The 17,652-nt window shown below is 41.4% G+C and carries 20 protein-coding genes; all 20 read right to left on the bottom strand.

The genetic code is table 11. The features are described from left to right. Window positions 1–24: 24 nt before the first annotated feature. From V7L95_RS14830 to fliJ, 20 genes are read right to left on the bottom strand one after another with little or no spacing between them, the layout of a single operon-like run. Window positions 25–2,052, bottom strand: coding sequence for a chemotaxis protein CheA (locus tag V7L95_RS14830; RefSeq protein WP_017359080.1), 2,028 nt, complete (start codon window positions 2,050–2,052; stop codon window positions 25–27). Between the two features lie 5 nt (window positions 2,053–2,057). After that, window positions 2,058–3,140 (bottom strand): chemotaxis response regulator protein-glutamate methylesterase, encoded by a 1,083-nt coding sequence (locus tag V7L95_RS14825; protein ID WP_017359081.1) that lies wholly within the window; start codon window positions 3,138–3,140, stop codon window positions 2,058–2,060. Then, the gene (locus V7L95_RS14820) at window positions 3,137–4,042 is read right to left on the bottom strand and encodes a MinD/ParA family protein (protein ID WP_025207333.1); all 906 of its coding nucleotides are present in this window, start codon (window positions 4,040–4,042) and stop codon (window positions 3,137–3,139) included. Before V7L95_RS14820 ends, V7L95_RS14825 begins: the two co-directional genes overlap by 4 nt. Continuing rightward, window positions 4,039–5,157 (bottom strand): flagellar biosynthesis protein FlhF, encoded by a 1,119-nt coding sequence (gene flhF / locus V7L95_RS14815; RefSeq protein ID WP_017359083.1) that lies wholly within the window; start codon window positions 5,155–5,157, stop codon window positions 4,039–4,041. The genes V7L95_RS14820 and flhF overlap by 4 nt, the downstream gene beginning before the upstream one ends. Next, window positions 5,157–7,190, bottom strand: a complete 2,034-nt coding sequence (gene flhA, locus V7L95_RS14810; RefSeq protein WP_007499573.1) for a flagellar biosynthesis protein FlhA — start codon at window positions 7,188–7,190, stop codon at window positions 5,157–5,159. Before flhA ends, flhF begins: the two co-directional genes overlap by 1 nt. A 29-nt stretch (window positions 7,191–7,219) precedes the next feature. Continuing rightward, the gene (flhB, locus tag V7L95_RS14805; protein WP_007499576.1) at window positions 7,220–8,308 is read right to left on the bottom strand and encodes a flagellar biosynthesis protein FlhB; all 1,089 of its coding nucleotides are present in this window, start codon (window positions 8,306–8,308) and stop codon (window positions 7,220–7,222) included. Then, the gene (fliR, locus tag V7L95_RS14800; RefSeq protein ID WP_007499578.1) at window positions 8,305–9,084 is read right to left on the bottom strand and encodes a flagellar biosynthetic protein FliR; all 780 of its coding nucleotides are present in this window, start codon (window positions 9,082–9,084) and stop codon (window positions 8,305–8,307) included. Before fliR ends, flhB begins: the two co-directional genes overlap by 4 nt. A gap of 6 nt (window positions 9,085–9,090) precedes the next feature. Then, on the bottom strand, window positions 9,091–9,360 hold the full coding sequence (gene fliQ / locus V7L95_RS14795; RefSeq protein WP_003211206.1) for a flagellar biosynthesis protein FliQ: 270 nt from the start codon (window positions 9,358–9,360) through the stop codon (window positions 9,091–9,093). A gap of 16 nt (window positions 9,361–9,376) precedes the next feature. Then, entirely contained in the window at window positions 9,377–10,042 is a 666-nt protein-coding gene (gene fliP, locus V7L95_RS14790; RefSeq protein ID WP_007499580.1) for a flagellar type III secretion system pore protein FliP, read from the bottom strand. Further along, a complete protein-coding gene (fliZ, locus tag V7L95_RS14785; RefSeq protein ID WP_024720357.1) occupies window positions 10,035–10,694 on the bottom strand; it encodes a flagella biosynthesis regulatory protein FliZ in 660 nt (219 codons plus the stop codon). The genes fliP and fliZ overlap by 8 nt, the downstream gene beginning before the upstream one ends. An 18-nt stretch (window positions 10,695–10,712) precedes the next feature. Further along, window positions 10,713–11,075 carry a response regulator gene (locus tag V7L95_RS14780; protein WP_007499584.1) on the bottom strand — a complete coding sequence of 121 codons (363 nt, stop codon included), beginning with the start codon at window positions 11,073–11,075 and terminating at the stop codon, window positions 10,713–10,715. A gap of 27 nt (window positions 11,076–11,102) precedes the next feature. Beyond that, window positions 11,103–12,224, bottom strand: a complete 1,122-nt coding sequence (gene fliY / locus V7L95_RS14775; RefSeq protein ID WP_007499588.1) for a flagellar motor switch phosphatase FliY — start codon at window positions 12,222–12,224, stop codon at window positions 11,103–11,105. Continuing rightward, window positions 12,214–13,212 (bottom strand): flagellar motor switch protein FliM, encoded by a 999-nt coding sequence (gene fliM, locus V7L95_RS14770; RefSeq protein WP_008354483.1) that lies wholly within the window; start codon window positions 13,210–13,212, stop codon window positions 12,214–12,216. The genes fliY and fliM overlap by 11 nt, the downstream gene beginning before the upstream one ends. A 32-nt stretch (window positions 13,213–13,244) precedes the next feature. Further along, a complete protein-coding gene (fliL, locus tag V7L95_RS14765; RefSeq protein WP_007499592.1) occupies window positions 13,245–13,673 on the bottom strand; it encodes a flagellar basal body-associated protein FliL in 429 nt (142 codons plus the stop codon). After that, window positions 13,670–13,885, bottom strand: coding sequence for a flagellar FlbD family protein (locus tag V7L95_RS14760; RefSeq protein ID WP_008344794.1), 216 nt, complete (start codon window positions 13,883–13,885; stop codon window positions 13,670–13,672). The genes fliL and V7L95_RS14760 overlap by 4 nt, the downstream gene beginning before the upstream one ends. A 37-nt stretch (window positions 13,886–13,922) precedes the next feature. Further along, window positions 13,923–14,714 (bottom strand): flagellar basal body rod protein FlgG, encoded by a 792-nt coding sequence (gene flgG / locus V7L95_RS14755; RefSeq protein WP_017359086.1) that lies wholly within the window; start codon window positions 14,712–14,714, stop codon window positions 13,923–13,925. Window positions 14,715–14,735: 21 nt separating this feature from the next. Continuing rightward, window positions 14,736–15,179, bottom strand: coding sequence for a flagellar hook assembly protein FlgD (gene flgD, locus V7L95_RS14750; RefSeq protein ID WP_017359087.1), 444 nt, complete (start codon window positions 15,177–15,179; stop codon window positions 14,736–14,738). Next, window positions 15,179–16,504: a flagellar hook-length control protein FliK gene (locus tag V7L95_RS14745; RefSeq protein ID WP_017359088.1), complete on the bottom strand. Its 1,326-nt coding sequence runs from the start codon at window positions 16,502–16,504 to the stop codon at window positions 15,179–15,181. Before V7L95_RS14745 ends, flgD begins: the two co-directional genes overlap by 1 nt. Beyond that, on the bottom strand, window positions 16,505–17,191 hold the full coding sequence (locus tag V7L95_RS14740; protein WP_017359089.1) for a MotE family protein: 687 nt from the start codon (window positions 17,189–17,191) through the stop codon (window positions 16,505–16,507). Window positions 17,192–17,203: 12 nt separating this feature from the next. After that, the gene (gene fliJ, locus V7L95_RS14735) at window positions 17,204–17,647 is read right to left on the bottom strand and encodes a flagellar export protein FliJ (RefSeq protein ID WP_024720352.1); all 444 of its coding nucleotides are present in this window, start codon (window positions 17,645–17,647) and stop codon (window positions 17,204–17,206) included. Between the last annotated feature and the right edge of the window lie 5 nt (window positions 17,648–17,652).

The raw sequence follows: 17,652 nt of genomic DNA, 5'->3' as shown, positions 1-17,652 counted from the left end.
TTCAGACCGCTCCTCTATTGTTTTTTACTTAATCAGTGCATTACAGTCAACGATGAGTGCAACCTGACCGTCACCTAAGATTGTTGCGCCTGATATCGCAAATACGTTTGGTAGGTAATCTCCAAGTGATTTCAATACAACCTCTTGCTGACCGATAAACGAATCGACCACAAATGCTGTTAGCTTGTCTCCTTTACGGACAACAATAATGTGCAGTTCTTCTTCTAAATCATTCGCATTTGGTACGTTGAACTGTTTCTTCAAGTACACAACCGGTACGATAAATCCACGGAAATCAATGACTTCACGATCATGCGTTTGAAGGATGTCACTCTTCTTAATGACAGCCGTTTCTATAATAGAAGAAATCGGAATAGCAAATGTTTCTTCCTCTAGTTTCACAAGAAGGACGGAAATGATCGATAATGTGAGTGGAAGCTGAATTGAGAACAGTGAGCCTTGACCTTCTGTTGAGTTAATACTCACAGAACCACCTAATGATTCCAGCTTGTTTTTCACAACGTCAAGACCTACACCTCGGCCCGAAATATCAGAAATCGTATCAGCTGTAGAGAACCCTGCTGCAAAGATCAATGAATCAATTTGGTGATCTTCAAGCGTTTCCGCTTCTCTTTCTGTAATAACCCCGCGCTCTAATGCTTTTTCAAGGACCTTTTTACGGTTAATCCCGCCGCCATCATCTTCTACTTCAATGAAGACATGGTTTCCGCTATGATACGCTTTTAATAGAACGGTTCCTTTTTCTGGTTTGCCTTTTTTCACACGTTCTTCTGGTGATTCAATCCCGTGATCGAGACTGTTTCTAAGTAAGTGTAAGAGCGGATCGCCAATTTCATCGATCACTGTTCGATCAAGCTCTGTCTCAGCACCTTCAATGATCAGTTCAATTTTCTTATTGAGCTCTTTCGTCAATTGACGAATCATACGTGGGAATCTGTTAAACACCGTTTCTACAGGTACCATTCTCATGTTCAAGATGATCGATTGCAGGTCTCCAGAAATACGGGACATTCTTTCCACTGTATCCGTGAGTTCGTTGTTTTCAAGTTCTTTGGCAATCTGTTCTAAACGTCCTCTATCTATGACAAGCTCTTCAAACAGGTTCATAAGTGAATCTAGACGATCGATGTTGACACGGATCGTTTTCGTTCCGCCGGCAGCTGCACCGTTATTGCCATTTGCTTTTGGCGCATCGTTTGCTGGCGCTTTAGTGGCAGGAACTGTGGCTTCTTCATTTTTCTGCTCAGGTTTCGCTGCTTTTGTTTCAGCCGGAGCCGCTTCTTCAAAGGCAGAGACTTCAGAAATCTCCACTTGTTCAACCTCTGAGATCGCTGTCACGATTTTTTTCACTTCTTCCATCGGCTGTTTCGATAAGTAAGAAATGCTGAATTCAGATTCAAAATCTTCTGATTCTAAAAGTTCTGCATTCGGAACCGTTTTGACAACTTCTCCTGCTTCGTTCAGTCTTTCAAAAATCATATAGACACGAACGGCTTTTAATAAGCATGCGTCGCTTAATGTCACGGTCAGCTCATAACATTTAAAGCCTTGTTCTCTTGCTTCATCAAGAACTGTACGCTCAAATTCGTTATAATTTAGGTCGCTTGCAGCTGATGATGCTTCAGCTGTCTCAACGGCAGATGCTGTTTCTGCATGGCTTCCTGTCACATCTAGTTTTTTACTAATCTCCGTGACATCACGTTTTCCATCCCCGCCCTCTGCAATCGATTGAACCATTGCTTCAAGGTGATCGAGTGCTTCAAACATCGTATCCATTGATTCAGGAGTGACAATCATTTGTTCGTTTCTGATGGCATCAAACATGTTTTCTAAATGATGTGTTAATTGAGCCATATCATCATAGCCCATCGTTGCACTCATGCCTTTCAGTGTATGAGCGGCTCTGAATATATCATTCACTAGCTGCAAGTCTGTTGGGTTCTTTTCTAATTCAAGAAGTTTTTCATTACAAGTTTGTAAGTGTTCTCTGCTTTCATCTAAAAAGATATCTAAGTATTGGTTTACATCCAACGTGTTCACGCCCTCTCTTTTTTCATGGAGCTTATAATTGCATGTGCGATGTCATCCACATGCCTTGTTTCATGTGCAAGGCCTGCTTTAATGACTGATTTAGGCATTCCGAAAACAACACATGATTCTTCTTTTTCTGCAATGACTTTTGTATGACCACTTGCGACCATTTTTTTGACACCTTCTGTGCCGTCACTACCCATTCCTGTCATAATGACAGCGATTTTCTCGTAACCTTTTATGTTGCTGATGGATTCAAATAAATAGTTAACAGAAGGTTTGTGACGGCTGTCAGTGTCTTCTGTGGACAGCCTGATCACTAAAGCTGCCCCTTGTTCATGAAGTGACATATTCAATCCACCAGGAGCTATGTAAGCCACTCCATTTTTAGCGATGTCTCCATCTTGAGCTTCTTTGATCGTAATTTGTGATAAATGATCTAATCTAGTAGCCAGCGATGCCGTAAATCCTGCCGGCATATGCTGCACAATCAAAATCGGCGCCTCTATGTCTTTTGGCAGCTTCGTGACGACTCGTTGAAGCGCCCTAGGCCCTCCCGTAGAAGTTCCGATTGAAATAATCTTTCGGAGTGATGAGCCGCTTCTTACTTCTTGCAGACGAGGAGCGGCCGCTGGAATTGGACTTGGCGGCTTCATGAACGGCTTAGGAGAAACTTGTTTCTCAGTACGTTTTCTAGACAGGCCTGCCGCAAGTACCCGCTCTACAATTTGACCTCTTACTTTGTGTAAATCGAGCGAAATACTTCCTGAAGGCTTTGTCACAAAGTCAAAAGCACCGAGTTCTAAGCAATGGATGGTTAATTCCTTCCCTTGCTTCGTCTGGCTTGACACCATAATCACAGCAAGGTCGTGTTCAGCCAGAATTTGTTTTAATGCTTCTGTTCCATTTAGAACAGGCATTTCCACATCAAGTGTGACAACATCTGGATTCAATTCCTTAATCCGTTTTAAGGCATCTTCTCCATTTCTCGCCGTTCCGACGACTTCAATTTCTTGCTCGGCACTTAGGAAATCACTGATGAGTTTTCTCATAAAAGCCGAGTCATCTACTACAAGCACTCTAATCATGAGTCCACTTTCCTCCTTTTAAAAAAAGAGGACAACTTATCTATAAACGTATGCTGCTCTCTCTGTGCCTCTCTTATCTGCTGATGATAAAGTGTTTCAGCCAGCATTTTAATGGTTTTACTTAGCCTTGAATGAGGCTGCTTCATATAAAATGGCATTTGTTCAGTGACTGCTTTAGGAACAGCTGGATCATCAGGTACCGCACCAGCAAATACAAGCTTTCGGTGTAGAAAGGACGTCACCACTCCTGCTAATTTCCGGTACGTTTCAGACCCTTCTGACGGGGTTTTACACCGGTTGACGATGATTTGAACAGACTGTTCAAACTGATGAATGGCTAAGTGCTTAATTGCGCTGTAGGCATCCATGATGGATGTTGGTTCTGGCGTTGTCACAACGACCACTTCTCCTGCCGATAAAACAAATGGGAGTTGATCTTTTGACAAGCCTGCACCCATATCAAAGAATATACAATCAAAGTCATTCAATATTTTCTCCATCTCTTCTAAAAAGAACGACCATTGATCTTTGTCTAAAGAAAACAGCTGGTCAAGCCCGCTTCCGCCAGAAATGTAATACAGATTGTCCGTTCCTTTTGTCATAGCCGCTTGGAAGGATTTTTTTCTAACAAGCACGTCTAATATGGAGCTGGTCGATGTTTTCCCTAGTAAAATATCAATATTCCCCATGCCAAAGTCGAGGTCGATGATGAGCACTTGCTTGCCCGTACTTGCGATAGACAGTGCCATATTCAGCGTCAAATTCGATTTACCTACTCCGCCTTTACCGCTCATGACAGCAATGGTTTTCGCCTGTCCATTCGCATGAAGAGAGTTCGGTACAATCAGTTGATTCTGCTGAACAAGCTTTCTTAAACCTTCGGCTTGGTCAGGCTTCATCATTGTAAGACCATCCTTGTCAAATCAAGGGGGGAACTCTCAAGAATATCCTCAGGTACATTTTGACCATTTGTTAAAAACCCGAGCCCGATTTGAGATTCTGCAATGATTTGAAAGATCGTTCCCATCGTGTCTGTTTCATCAACTTTTGTAAAAATAAATTGATCGATTGGAACGTGTTCAAAACGTTTGACCATGGCTTTCATATCTTGATATTTCGATGTCGCACTCATGACGAGAAAACTTTGAATGCTTTCATCAAATGGAATGATATCTGTCAGCTCTTTGATGTACGCCTCTTCTTTAAAGTTACGGCCTGCTGTATCGATGAAAATATGATCATAGTCTTTAAAGGTCTGCTGTGCTTTCACAAAGTCCTCTCTTGAATAACAAACCTCAAGAGGTGCATTCAGCAGTTCAGCATATGTTTTTAGTTGTTCAATCGCTGCAATCCGGTACGTATCTGTTGTGATAAAAGCAATTTTCTTTTGCTGCTGAATAGCCGTTTTCGCAGCAAGCTTTGCAATCGTTGTCGTTTTACCAGCACCAGTTGAACCAAACAGCACAATGTATTTCGAACGAATCATCGGCTCATCAGAAGTGTGAGCCGGCAGCATCCCTGTGAGTAGTTTTTCAAGCTCTTTTTCAATCTGCTCTTCTTTCACAGCACCTTTTGTTAAAAGACCCTTTAAGCACTCATCTCGAATCTCATCATCAAGACCTTGATCCTTTAGCTTTTGATCCATTTTCATGAGAGAATCCGGCAAGATCCCGGCATGGCGTTCGTTTCTTGCATATTCTATAGGCTGAGAATGAGAAGGCGCTGCTTTGACTGCTTGAGCAGCAGCCGGCAGCTCTTGTGTAAGGTGTTGAGTCTGCTCCTTTTTCGGTAACACCGGGATAGGCGCAGCTGCTGGTTGTAATCCTTTACCAGCTCTTTCTTCAAAATCTTGATCCAGCACTGCAATCACTTCGACCATTTGCTGTTTCTTTAAACCGAACAGCTTTCGTTTGACAACGGTTTTCGAATTTAATATGACGGCATCTTTCCCAAGCTGCTGCCTGATTTGAATCGTTGCCTCCTGCATAGAATTCGCTGTGATTTTTTTCATTTTCATTAGATATCCACCACTCCGATGCTCTGTACTTCCACATTTGCTTCTAGTTCGTTATAAGATAGTACCGGTAAATCTGGGAAATATCTTTCTAACAACTGTTTGACGTACATTCTTATAGGAGGTGAGCATAATAGAACCGGCGTTTCCTGACGAAGCGAAAGCTGTTCAATTTCTCTCGCCACTGATTGAATCACACTTTCAGAGGATTCTGGATCTAACGATAAGTAGTTCCCATGCTCTGTTTGCTGCACGCTGTCTGCAATCACCTTTTCGACTCGGCCTGAGCATGTCACGACTTTCAGTGATTCATTTTCTCTTGCATACTGTGCAGTAATCTGTCTTGCAAGTGCCTGTCTAACATACTCTGTTAGCAAGTCAGTATCAGTCGTTAATTTTCCGTAGTCTGCAAGTGTCTCAAAAATGGTCACAAGGTTTCGAATGGAGACCTTTTCTTTCAGAAGCTTTGCAAGTACTTTTTGGATATCCCCGACCGCTAGTGGATTCGGTGTTACCTCATCTACTAGAACTGGATAACTTTCTTTCAGATGATCGATTAATTGCTTCGTTTCTTGGCGTCCAAGCAGTTCATGGGTGTTTTGTCTAATCTTCTCTGTGATGTGGGTAGACACAACAGATGCTGGATCGACCACTGTATAGCCAAGCATTTCAGCCTGATCTTTTTCTGCTTCTGATATCCATTTTGCCGGCAGACCAAAGGATGGTTCGATTGTTTCAATTCCTTCAATCGGATCATCATCAGGCGTTGGAGACATCGCTAAGTAATGATCGAGCAGCAGCTCTCCTTTTGCCACTTCGTTCCCTTTTATTTTGAGCCTGTATTCATTCGGGTTCAGCGCAATGTTGTCTCGAATACGGACAACTGGAATGACAAGACCTAGTTCAAGAGCAAGCTGCCTTCTGATCATGACAATTCGGTCTAGCAGGTCTCCGCCTTGATTGGCATCTGCAAGCGGGATCAACCCGTAGCCAAATTCAAATTCAATGGCATCCATTTGCAGGAGATGAATGACGCTTTCTGGACTTTTCATCTCTTCTACCTCTGCCTGTTCTTCCAGTACTTCTTCAATCTCTTCTTGATCCTGTTTGTTTTTCGACATCATGTACGCACCGAGTGCAAGTAAACCTGCGATCGGCCCTGTCAAAAGTACGCCAATTGGCGTAAACAATCCAAGCAGGAAGATCGTACCTGCTGTGACGTAAAGCATGGCAGGGAAGGCAAAGAGCTGACCCGTAATGTCTGAACCAAGGTTTCCGTTAGAAGCCGCTCTCGTGACAACAATCCCTGTCGCTGTTGAAATAAGAAGTGCAGGGATCTGGGAAACAATTCCGTCCCCTACTGTTAACAGAGTAAAGTGGGAAGCTGATTCTTGAATTGACATTCCTTGCTGAATCATCCCAATAATGATGCCAAAAATAATATTGATAATGACGATGATAATACCTGCGATGGCATCCCCTTTAACGAACTTACTTGCACCATCCATCGCACCATAAAAGTCTGCTTCTCTGGCTACTTTTTCACGGCGGTTTCTAGCTTCACTTTCTGTCAGCATTCCTGCATTCAAATCTGCGTCAATACTCATCTGTTTACCTGGCATCGCATCGAGTGTAAATCTGGCCGCAACCTCTGATACACGCTCTGCCCCTTTGGTGATGACAACAAACTGAATGATGATCAGAATAAGGAAGACAACCAGACCAACGAGTATATTGCCCCCAACAACAAATGATCCAAACGTTTCGACAACCTTACCAGCATCTCCAGTTGATAAAATAGAACGGGTTGTAGAGATGTTAAGCCCTAAACGAAACAGTGTTAAGAGCAAAAGCAAAGATGGAAAAATGGAAAATTGCAGTGGTTCTTGCATGTTCATTGTGGTGAGAAGCACGATAAGCGCAAGAGAAATATTAATAATAATTAAAATACTTAATAGGACGGGCGGAAACGGTATGACCAGCATCGCCACGATTAAAATAACACTGAATAAAACAGATAAATCTCTTGCTGACATGCCTGTTCTCTCCTTTTAAAACCAAAAATTCATAAAATCTTTTGTTTCGTTTTATATACGTAAGCCAAAATTTCTGCGATCGCCTTAAAATATTCTTCCGGCACCGCTTGGTTGATATCCACTTGATCATAGAGGGCACGGGCGAGCGGCCGGTTCTCTACAGTCATGACATCGTGTTCTTTCGCAATTGTTCTAATTTTCAAAGCCAAAATATCTGTTCCCTTTGCCACAACAAACGGCGCGTCCATCTTTTCTTCGTCATATTTCAAGGCAATTGCGTAGTGGGTCGGGTTTGTAATGATGACGTCCGCTTTTGGGACTTCCTGCATCATCCGTCTCATGGCCATTTCCCTTTGCCGCTGTTTAATTTTTGATTTTATGAGCGGGTCACCCTCTGATTTTTTATACTCATCTTTGATGTCTTGTTTAGACATCCGTAAGTTTTTTTCATAATCAAATTTCTGATACATGTAGTCAAGCCCGGCTAAGATCAGAAGAGCACCTGCTGCATATAGCCCCATAATCAAGGTCATATTTGCCACGAAATGAAGGGTTTCCTCTGCAGTGAGTAGAGGGAGCCGCAAGATTTCGTCAAAGTGCATCCATAGAGCGATAAATGTCGCAAAACCAACAAAACCAATTTTCAAAATGGATTTTAATAGCTCAACGAGTGCTCGAATACTGTATATTCGTTTAAACCCTTTGATTGGATCGAGTTTTTCTAATTTCGGTTTGATTACTTCTGTCGAAAAGAGAAAGCCAACCTGCAAATAGTTACTAATGATCCCTGCAAGCATCCCAACACCAAGAATTGGCATGAGGAGGAGACCTGTCTCTTGAAGCAATTCCAAGAATAACTGGTGAATATTAGATGTGCTAACCTTCATTAGCATCGTTGTTGAATAAAAACGTTCAATGAGCGCAATAATACGCTCTTTCATAAAAGGCCCAATAAAAAAGAATGATAAAAAGATTAGTAGAAATGAGATGGCTGTATTGACGTCGGTACTTTTGGCAACCTGCCCTTTTTTACGTGAATCCCGTCTTTTTTTCGGTGTTGCTTTTTCTGTTTTTTCACCTGCGAAAAATTGCAAGTCGAGTCTAAGTCTTGTCGTCATGACGAACCACCGACCAATGCTAAGAAATTCCTCATGGTGAGCACAATCGTTTCAAATGTATTTTGTACGACCCCGAAGATGACACCCATACAAATGATGATCATAATAAAACTCACGCCCATTTTAATGGGAAGTCCAACGACAAATACGTTCATTTGTGGAACTGTACGTGCCACAATTCCTAATGCCAAATCGACTAAAAACAAACTAGCCACAACAGGTGCTGAGATTTGAAAGGCTATGATGAACATTTGGTTGAAGCTCTTTGCAATAAAGTAAGCAAAGGATTCACTACCGAAGTTCAGCGCATACTGATCAACTTGAATATATTGAAAACTGTAATAGATTCCATCAAGCAGCAAATGATGTGCATTTGTTGCCAGCATCAGTAGCAAGGTCACCGTATAAAAAAACTGCCCCATCAGCGGCGTTTGCGCCCCTGTTTGTGGATCAATAATATTGGCGATTGCAAAACCCATTTGAAAATCGATGAATGAGCCGGCAATTTGAACTGCGGACACCATGATATATGCAATCAGTCCAAGAAGAAGTCCGACCATTGCTTCTTTCACGGCAAGCATCATGTAAAGACCGTCGATATCGAGTGCTGGCGGTTCTTTAATGGTGCTAAAACTAATGACAGCCAAAAACAGCGAAAAACCAACTCTGTGAACTGCTGGTATCGTTCGATGCGCTAATAGCGGCACTGTCACGAAAAAAGCGGTGATCCGAATGAAAACGAGAAGAAAGGCAGGAAATAATTCTATGATTGACATCTCTGATTAACCTGCAAATCGATCTAAATTCGAGAACAGCTCTGTTGTAAATGACACAATTGTTGAAAGCATCCACGGACCAAACACAACAAGTCCAATGAGCACCGCAACAATTTTTGGAATGAACGCAAGCGTCTGTTCTTGGATTTGGGTTGTCGCCTGAAACACACTGACAATTAGTCCCACGATTAGTGCGAGCGCTAGAAGCGGCCCGCTGACAAGTAATACAACATACACTGATCTTTCAGCCATCGTAATGACAAATTCTGAACTCATGTTTTAAGCACCTACTCTAAAAGCTTTGCAGCAAAGATTTAACAATCAAATACCATCCATCAACTAATACAAATAACAATATTTTGAAAGGGAGCGATATCATAACTGGCGGAAGCATCATCATCCCCATCGACATCAGGACACTTGCGACCACCATGTCAATAATTAAAAATGGAATAAAAATCATAAAACCAATTTGAAATGCCGTCTTTAATTCTGAAATTGCAAATGCTGGTACCATCGCCGTTAAGGGAATATCTTTAATCGATTCAGGGGTATCCATTTTTGCGTAACTAAGAAATAAAGCCAAATCTTTCTGTCTCGTATGTTTACTCATAAACTCTTTAATTGGCACTTCGGCTTTTTCATAGGCCTGATTTAACGTAATATCATCATTTAACAGCGGCGTGAGTGCCTCTTTATTAATCTCTGAGAACGTGGGTGCCATAATAAAAAATGTGAGAAACAAAGCAAGTCCTACAAGCACTTGGTTTGGCGGCATTGAGTTGGTTGCAAGTGATGTTCTGACGAACGAAAGAACAATCACAATCCGTGTAAAACAGGTCATTAAAATAAGAATGCCTGGTGCAACTGAAAATACAGTTAACAATAAAAGAAGACGGACAGATGTGCTAATATTTCCTGCGCCACTGGAATTAAATAAATCGATAAACTCATTCATTTTGTTTCGGGCCTTTCTTTCTGACTTCTGATTGGGTCTTTTTCAATTCGGCTAGCTGCGCCTTTAAATTGGCTGAAAAAGAAGAAGTGGTCGGCTGATCGTGTTTCTTCACTTGCGATGTTAATTTTTGCATCATTTTCGGTAAGTCAGTCTTACTTTCCATCGCTTCTTCGTATTGTTTCACAATCGCTTCGCATTCTTGTTCATCATCGATTTCTTTTAGCAGCTGGATTGAGTCTGCTACGCCGACAACTAATACTCGTTTGCCCACTTTGATCAGCTGAACTGAACGATTTTGACCAACCGTCGTTCCGCCAATATTTTCAACATAGCGAAATGGCTTGAGTAAGCGGTTTTGCTTTCCAACAAATCTCACCAATCCGTAAATGAGCAGGATGACAAAAAGTAAGGCACCAATCATTTTGACAAAATCCATAATGGAGACAGAAGAAGAGGGAACTTCTTCTGCCGGATTCGTTTGATTGTCAGTGGTTTTCTTTTCTGTATCCTTTTTGCTTTCTTTCTCATCTTTGAGCCAGTCATTCACTGTGCCATTTTCAGGATCTTTTGTTTCAGCAAACAGTGAGGCGGGCTGCGCTGTCAAGAAAAGCATAAAACTGATCATTGCTATACATATCAAACGTTTTTTCAACAAGTCTTACACCCTTTTTTAGCCTAACGTTTTATTAATTGCTTCAAGTACACGGTCTGCCTGGAATGGCTTCACGATAAAGTCTTTTGCACCTGCTTGAATGGCATCAATAACCATTGATTGTTGTCCCATCGCTGAGCACATAATGATTTTTGCAGAAGCATCGATTTGTTTAATTTCTTTTAATGCTGTGATCCCGTCCATTTCTGGCATTGTGATATCCATTGTGACTAGATCAGGAGATGTTTCTTTATATTTTTCAACAGCTTGTGCGCCGTTTTCTGCTTCTCCTACTACATCAAATCCGTTTTTTACAAGAATATCCTTAATCATCATTCTCATGAATGCTGCATCATCTACGATTAATACCTTAGTAGCCATTTACTTATTCTCTCCCTATATGTTTGTTTATTTTAAATTAGAAAGTCTTTCAGACTGACTTAAAATGTCAGTCACACGCACACCAAAGTTCTCATCAATGACAACAACTTCTCCTTTGGCGACGATTCGTTTGTTGACCAGAATGTCGACTGGCTCACCTGCAAGTTTGTCCAGTTCAATGATACTTCCAGCGGAAAGTTCAAGTACTTCTTTCACACTGCGCTGCGTTCTTCCAAGCTCCACTGTAATGGAAAGTGGAATATCCATCAGCATATCAAGATTACCGAGCTGACTTGTTGTATGCTGAGGCTCACTAAATGCCTCAAATTCAACTGGCGCCACATTGACAGGTTCTGCCGGCTTTGGCTTCGCCTGTCTTTTCGGCGGTGCCGATTGCTGCATAGGAGCAGATTGTGCTTGCGGAGCAGCCTGCTGTGGTTCAGGTGCACTCTGAGGTGCTTCTTGAACCGGCTCTTCTTCCGCTGGGTCTGTTAATTCTGCAATCAAATCTTTCGCAAACGTAATAGGGTAAAGCTGCATAATATTTGAATCTATGAGTTCACCTATCGTTAATCTAAAGGACACTTTGACAAGCATCTCTTCAGCTGGAATGCGGTCTGTGCCTTCTCCTTCTTTCACATCAAGCAGCTCAACGCGAGGCGGAGAAATATCAATCTTTTTATTAAAGACTGTTGACATGGACGTCGCTGCTGAACCCATCATTTGGTTCATCGCTTCTTGTACTGCACTTAAGTGAATTTCACTTAACGACGGGTCAGCATTTGTTCCATCTCCGCCCATCATTAAATCCGCAATGACTGCCGCATCGGTTTGCTGGATGACAAGCAAGTTACTAGCGCTGAAGCCTTCCGTATAATTCACTTCAATTGCGACATACGGATGAGGAAATTCCTCATTCAGCTTGCTTTTTTGAATCACTGTGACAGTTGGAGTTGTAATCTCCACTTTTTGACTTAATAGGGTTGAAAGTGCTGTTGCAGAGCTTCCAAATGATATATTTCCGATTTCCCCAATGGCATCTTGTTCCATTGCAGAAAGGAGTGTATCAGGCTCTATATCGTCATTGCTGCCTCCTTTAAGGAGCGCATCGATTTCATCTTGTGATAATTTACTTCCGTTATTCTCCATCTTCTTCACCTCTTATGTCGTGATCTAGAATTTGAATCGCCTGTTTCCGATTCACGCGGCCGGCCTGTCCCAAGAATTTCGGTTTATTTCCGACCATAACAGTAAGAGGCGCATTTACTGGTTTGTCCAAGGCAATACAATCACCAATTTCCAAATTCAAAAACTCTTCCACCGTCATTTCCGATTGTCCAAGCTCTGCGACTACCGGTATTTTCGCCGTCATAATCCGTTTTTCAATGGCCTTTGTTTCTTCTTGTTTCGGTTCATTTCGTTCCGATTGCATCCAGTAGTGTACAGACAGCTTCGGAATAATAGGCTCTAATACTACGTGAGGAATACAGAGGTTAATAACCCCGCTTACCTCACCAATTTGTGTATTAAGAGAAATGACGACAACTGTTTCGTTTGGTGACACCATTTGAACAAACTGGGGATTTACCTCGAAATCTGCCATTTCTGGCTCGATGTCGGTTATGGACTGCCACGCTTCTCTGTAGTTTTCCAAAGCTCCCTCAAACATGTTTGAGATAATCTTTGTTTCGATTTCTGTCAGTGATTCTGTCTTATTATGACTAATGCCAATCCCACCCATCAGCCTATCCATCATGGCATAGCCAATCGTTGGGTTCACTTCAAGCATGATTCTTCCTTCAAGCGGGCTGACGTAAAATAAGTTTAATAATGTCATATTAGGAATCGAACGAATAAATTCTTCATATGGCACTTGGTCAACCGAGCTGACAGAAATTTGAATATATGATCTTAGCTGCGCTGAAAAGTGTGTGGTAAGCAGTCTAGCGAAGTTATCATGAATTCTTGTTAAACTTCGAATCTGGTCTTTTGAAAAGCGCAGTGCACGTTTAAAGTCATACACTTTCACTTTTTTCGTCGTTTCTTCTTTTTTCAGCTCTTCTGCATCCATTTCGCCTGTTGATATGGCGGATAATAATGCATCGATCTCATTCTGGGAAAGCACTTCTCCTGACATTTCTTCACCTCCATCGTGTCAATTAATCGCCTCTATTGCAGATTAAAGGAGGTTATATAAACTTCTTTCACCTTGCCATCTTGCAAATAGTTATTCACTTTGTTTTTGACCTGTGTTTTAAAATGTTCTCTGCCTTTTTTGCCATCAAGTTCATCTGCATTCGTGTCTGATAAAATGTCGATCACAGCATCCTTCACTTGGAAGCTTCTTTTTTCAAGCTCTTCTTTGGCTTTTTCTGAATCTGTTTCAATATTTAGTACAAGTTTGACCGCATTTCCTTCAGATTTTAAATTGGTCACAATCTCAGGAATTTCAACAGAAGCTTTTACGACTTCATCTGCTGTTGGCTCTTTTTCTGCTTTTGCTTCGTCTGACCCATTCACCAGAAAGACAATACCTGCTCCAATTCCGACGATAGCAATAATCATGATTAGCATTACTACGACTAATTTCTTCTTCATTCAAACTCCTCTATTCCTTGATTCAATGAAATGACTTGGATTTTTCTATAGAAAGAAATGATTTTCTCCTGAAGCTGCTCTTCATCTTCTTTCACAACGAATTTCTTTCCATTGGCGAGTGTAATGGTCGTGTCTGGAAAGCTTTCGATTTGCTCGATATGGAGAGCGTTGAGCATAAATCCTTTGCCATTTAATCTTGTCACTTCAATCATATTAAGCAGAGAAGCGATAAACCGCTCCTCCTACCTCCTATCGTTTCAGATTCACAAGTTCTTGCAGAATTTCATCAGATGTTGTGATCGTCTTTGCATTCGATTGGAATCCACGCTGTGCGATAATCATTTCTGTAAACTCATCTGTTAAATCAACGTTTGACATTTCAAGTTTACCTGTTTGGACGACGCCCGTTCCTTGTTCACCTGGTACGATTGGATTACTTGGAGCACCTGAGCTTAACGTTTGGCGGTAAAGGTTGTCACCAACTTTGTCTAGCCCTCCTGCGTTACGGAAAGATACGAGTGATATTTGACCAACGGTTCTTGATACATTGTTTTCAACAACCGAAATCGTTCCATCTGGACCAACACTTACACTTGAAACACCGTCTGGAATCGTTATCTTTTGTCCATTCATTCCAAGTAGATAATTTCCATCAGGGGTGACTAAGCTTCCCTCTGAATCAGTGTCGAAATTTCCTGTTCTTGTATAAAGAACTTCTCCTTGAACTTCAATACGGAAAAACCCATCTCCATTGATATAGAAGTCGTAAGGTTCATTTGTATTTTGAGAAGATCCCGCTGACATGATTTTATCGATTGAAGATAAAGATGACCCTAAACCAATTTGCTTTGAGTTGATTGAACCAGAGTTGTTCGTTGGCCCACCAGAACTTCCAATGGTTTGGCTGACCATATCTTTAAACGTGATACGGCTTTTTTTGTATCCGTGTGTGTTGACGTTGGCTACGTTGTTGGCTACAACATCTAATTTTGATTGGAAGTTTTTCATTCCACTAATTCCTGAGTAAAGTGAGCGTAACATTTATTTTCCTCCTCGATTTGCTTACGATTTTTCTCCAACAGTTGTAACGTCCCAAGGGCTGATTTTCGTTCCATCTTCTAAATATAGGAAGTATTCATTGTTTATGTTTTTCACAGACTTCACAGTGCCAGATATGTCTTTATCATCTTGTTTACCCGCTACTTCTTTACCAATCCAGCCTACATATGTCGTAAATGGATCTTGGTGTGCAACAAATGTAGACATGATCTGATTCATTTTGGTGATTGATTCATTCATATTCATTTGCTGTTCTAAAGAAGAAAATGTTGCAAGCTGTGTGACAAACTCACGGTCATCAATCGGGTTTGTCGGATCTTGGTTTTGAAGCTGCGTAAGCAAGATTTTCAAGAACTGATCTCGGCCAAGTGTATCTGTTTTCTTTGCTGCGTTTGAAGAAGTGTCCGCTTGTGCGGCTGTTCTATTCGTCGCATCAACAGTTGCCATTAGATCTCCTCCTCTTCTTCTTCTTCTGATCCAACAAGCGCATCTAGTACATCTTGGAATTCAGCTTCCTGTTCATCAGGCTGCTGGAAACTTTGTCCTTTTGATGGCTGCTGCTTGCCTTCCTCATTAAATTGTCCAAAAGACGGCTGCTCATTTGACTGAAGCGGTATATGGAAACGGTCAACTTGAACCGACATATTCGGTAGCGCCTGCTTGAGTTGCGGCAGATGATGCTCGAGCAGCTCTTTAGCTGCTTGCGTTGAAGCTGTAATTTTACTCGCATACATCCCGTTTTGTTTCGTTAGCTGGATGGTAATAAACCCGAGATTTTCTGGATTTAATCGTACGGTAAACCGTCCGCTTGAATTGCCAAATGGTGTGAACTTCATTTGTTTCCACGTATTTAAAATCTGCTGATCAACCGTGCCTGGCTTTTCGTCAGTTGTTTGCGTCTGCTGCATAGGAGCAGCTGATTGCAGTTGGAAAAACTGTTTATGCCCTGGAAGCAGCGTATGGGTGATTGTTTTTTCAGAAGCAGGTGCCGCAGTGCCTTGACCTTTGATGACTTCTTTCTTCATAAGCCATTCAAGTGAGGCAGCACCTTTTGCTGGAGATGAGAAGGAAGATTCTTGCCTTGGAGCAACCATTTCTTTTAACTCTCCTAAGGAAATTTTCCATTCTTTATCTGACCCTTTCGCATTCGCCATCATATGATCGATTAACTGATTAAAGTGTTTCAGCTCGCTTTGCGACATATTATTCAGCTTAGGTGCCGATCCTTGCGAGAAGAACTGCTCTTTTACTTGTTGAATGAGCTTTTCATCTGCTCCGTTTTTCGTTAGAAACTTGATGAAATCTTCACCTTTTGCTTGAATATCCTGTACAAGTTTTGCATCAAAGCTCACCGGCTGCTGATTCAGTATTTGATATAAGAAAAAGTGGACTTGTATGAGCTGTTCACTATGTTCAGCAACTGGCTTCTCATCCTGATCGCCATAGATAACCGATTCCATCTTTTGAAATAGCTCTTCAAGTGACTTTAAGTCAGCCCCTTCAAGCTTTTGACCTTGCAGCGCCTGAAGTGCCGCAAGAAGATCTCCATCTATTCCTTCTTCAGGTGATTGCATCCATCTTTCAATGATTTGCATCGCATCATTCATGGATAGAGTGATTTCCGCTGGCTGAGAAATAGCTGGACCACTTTGAATACCTGCGCCATTTAACAATTGTTTAAACAGGCCGCGAGCAGATACTGCCCCCTCTCCCTTTAGTCCCGAGAGACTTTGGGAAGATTGCTGTAAGGCTCCAATGTCCAATAGCTTCACTTATTGTCCACCCCCATTTTCACTTTCTTCTTTTTTGGCAAGCTCCTTCGTGAACGTTGCTGCCTTCTGAGGTGTCAGTTTTGCTAATATGTCCGTCAGCTTATTTTTACTCAGCTCTTCAAGGATCTTCAAAGCTTCTTTATCACTTAGCTCTGATAAAATTTTGGCAGATTTCCCTGCATCCATGCTTTCATAAATGCTGGCGACCTTTCCTTTTGATTGCTGATTAGAAGATGCTGACGAATCAGAGGAAGATCCTGATGCGTTATTACTTGATGATGTACTGTTTGATGAACTGTCACTTGCTGACGTGTTCTCTTTATCAGATGTTTTTTCAAGTGAATTGATTTTTTGATTCAATCGTTTAATCTCTTCATCACTTGTCTTCAAGTCTTTTTGAGCAATTTCAAGTTCATTCTCTTGTTCTTTAATCGTCTTTTTCAACGCTTTCAACTCTGTATCACGTTGATCGTTATTTGAAGATGACGTTTTTGATGTGTCATCTGATCCAACCAAGCTGCTAATCCCCGGAATGTTTTGGAGCGGTTTCTTTAGATCATAACCCGCCATATAAAGGATTGTGCCCGTCACGATCACAAGCACAACCAATGGGATAATGACAATAAACAAGATCCATTGAAATTTACCGCCGCCACTTGATTCCTTTGTTTTTTCCTTCTTAGGCATTCATCTCGACTCCTAATGTCCTTGAAACATGAATTGGCTGATAGAGATATCATCCATTTCTTTCATTTCAATTGCCTTATGTTCAAGGGAGAACTTTTCAAATTGCTTTTCTTTCATTTTTTCAAACTTTTTAAACTCAATATTTTTTTCTGTTAAATCAGATTGTTTTTCATTCATTTGATGGCGTTTCATGATCACAAGCTGCTGATAATGATGAATGGTGTTATCTAAGTTCGTCACAAATTGCTGGTAATGACGCATTTCTTGAACACTCATCCCACTTCTCAGCTTTTCTTCTTTGCTCTTTTCCATTAGCTCTTTTTTACTCATATTTTCATAGAGTTTTTCAGCGGCTTGCTCAAATGCCGAAACGGATTGTTGATACGCTGCGAGTGATTTGTCTTTTTCACTTTCTTTCAATTCTAAGAGCTTTTGAAATTTGTATTGATATCTCACTGTTT

The sequence above is a fragment of the Bacillus sp. PPSBB_11 genome (assembly GCF_038023285.1).
Taxonomy (GTDB): Bacteria; Bacillota; Bacilli; order Bacillales; family Bacillaceae; genus Bacillus; species Bacillus altitudinis.
The sequence above is the reverse complement of the archived record's forward strand: the minus strand, read 5'-3'. Positions and strand labels throughout refer to the sequence as shown.

What these genes read in the sequence shown, in the direction of transcription:
- V7L95_RS14780 (WP_007499584.1), bottom strand. Translation starts at nt 11,075, where the DNA reads ATGGCTACTAAGGTATTAATCGTAGATGATGCAGCATTCATGAGAATG.
- fliY (WP_007499588.1), bottom strand. Translation starts at nt 12,224, where the DNA reads ATGGAGAATAACGGAAGTAAATTATCACAAGATGAAATCGATGCGCTC.
- fliP (WP_007499580.1), bottom strand. Translation starts at nt 10,042, where the DNA reads ATGAATGAGTTTATCGATTTATTTAATTCCAGTGGCGCAGGAAATATT.
- flgG (WP_017359086.1), bottom strand. Translation starts at nt 14,714, where the DNA reads ATGTTACGCTCACTTTACTCAGGAATTAGTGGAATGAAAAACTTCCAA.
- flgD (WP_017359087.1), bottom strand. Translation starts at nt 15,179, where the DNA reads ATGGCAACTGTTGATGCGACGAATAGAACAGCCGCACAAGCGGACACT.
- fliR (WP_007499578.1), bottom strand. Translation starts at nt 9,084, where the DNA reads ATGTCAATCATAGAATTATTTCCTGCCTTTCTTCTCGTTTTCATTCGG.
- flhB (WP_007499576.1), bottom strand. Translation starts at nt 8,308, where the DNA reads ATGACGACAAGACTTAGACTCGACTTGCAATTTTTCGCAGGTGAAAAA.
- flhF (WP_017359083.1), bottom strand. Translation starts at nt 5,157, where the DNA reads ATGAAAATGAAAAAAATCACAGCGAATTCTATGCAGGAGGCAACGATT.
- flhA (WP_007499573.1), bottom strand. Translation starts at nt 7,190, where the DNA reads ATGTCAGCAAGAGATTTATCTGTTTTATTCAGTGTTATTTTAATCGTG.
- fliL (WP_007499592.1), bottom strand. Translation starts at nt 13,673, where the DNA reads ATGAAGAAGAAATTAGTCGTAGTAATGCTAATCATGATTATTGCTATC.
- V7L95_RS14825 (WP_017359081.1), bottom strand. Translation starts at nt 3,140, where the DNA reads ATGATTAGAGTGCTTGTAGTAGATGACTCGGCTTTTATGAGAAAACTC.
- V7L95_RS14820 (WP_025207333.1), bottom strand. Translation starts at nt 4,042, where the DNA reads ATGATGAAGCCTGACCAAGCCGAAGGTTTAAGAAAGCTTGTTCAGCAG.
- V7L95_RS14740 (WP_017359089.1), bottom strand. Translation starts at nt 17,191, where the DNA reads ATGCCTAAGAAGGAAAAAACAAAGGAATCAAGTGGCGGCGGTAAATTT.
- V7L95_RS14760 (WP_008344794.1), bottom strand. Translation starts at nt 13,885, where the DNA reads ATGATTGAAGTGACAAGATTAAATGGCAAAGGATTTATGCTCAACGCT.
- fliQ (WP_003211206.1), bottom strand. Translation starts at nt 9,360, where the DNA reads ATGAGTTCAGAATTTGTCATTACGATGGCTGAAAGATCAGTGTATGTT.
- fliM (WP_008354483.1), bottom strand. Translation starts at nt 13,212, where the DNA reads ATGTCAGGAGAAGTGCTTTCCCAGAATGAGATCGATGCATTATTATCC.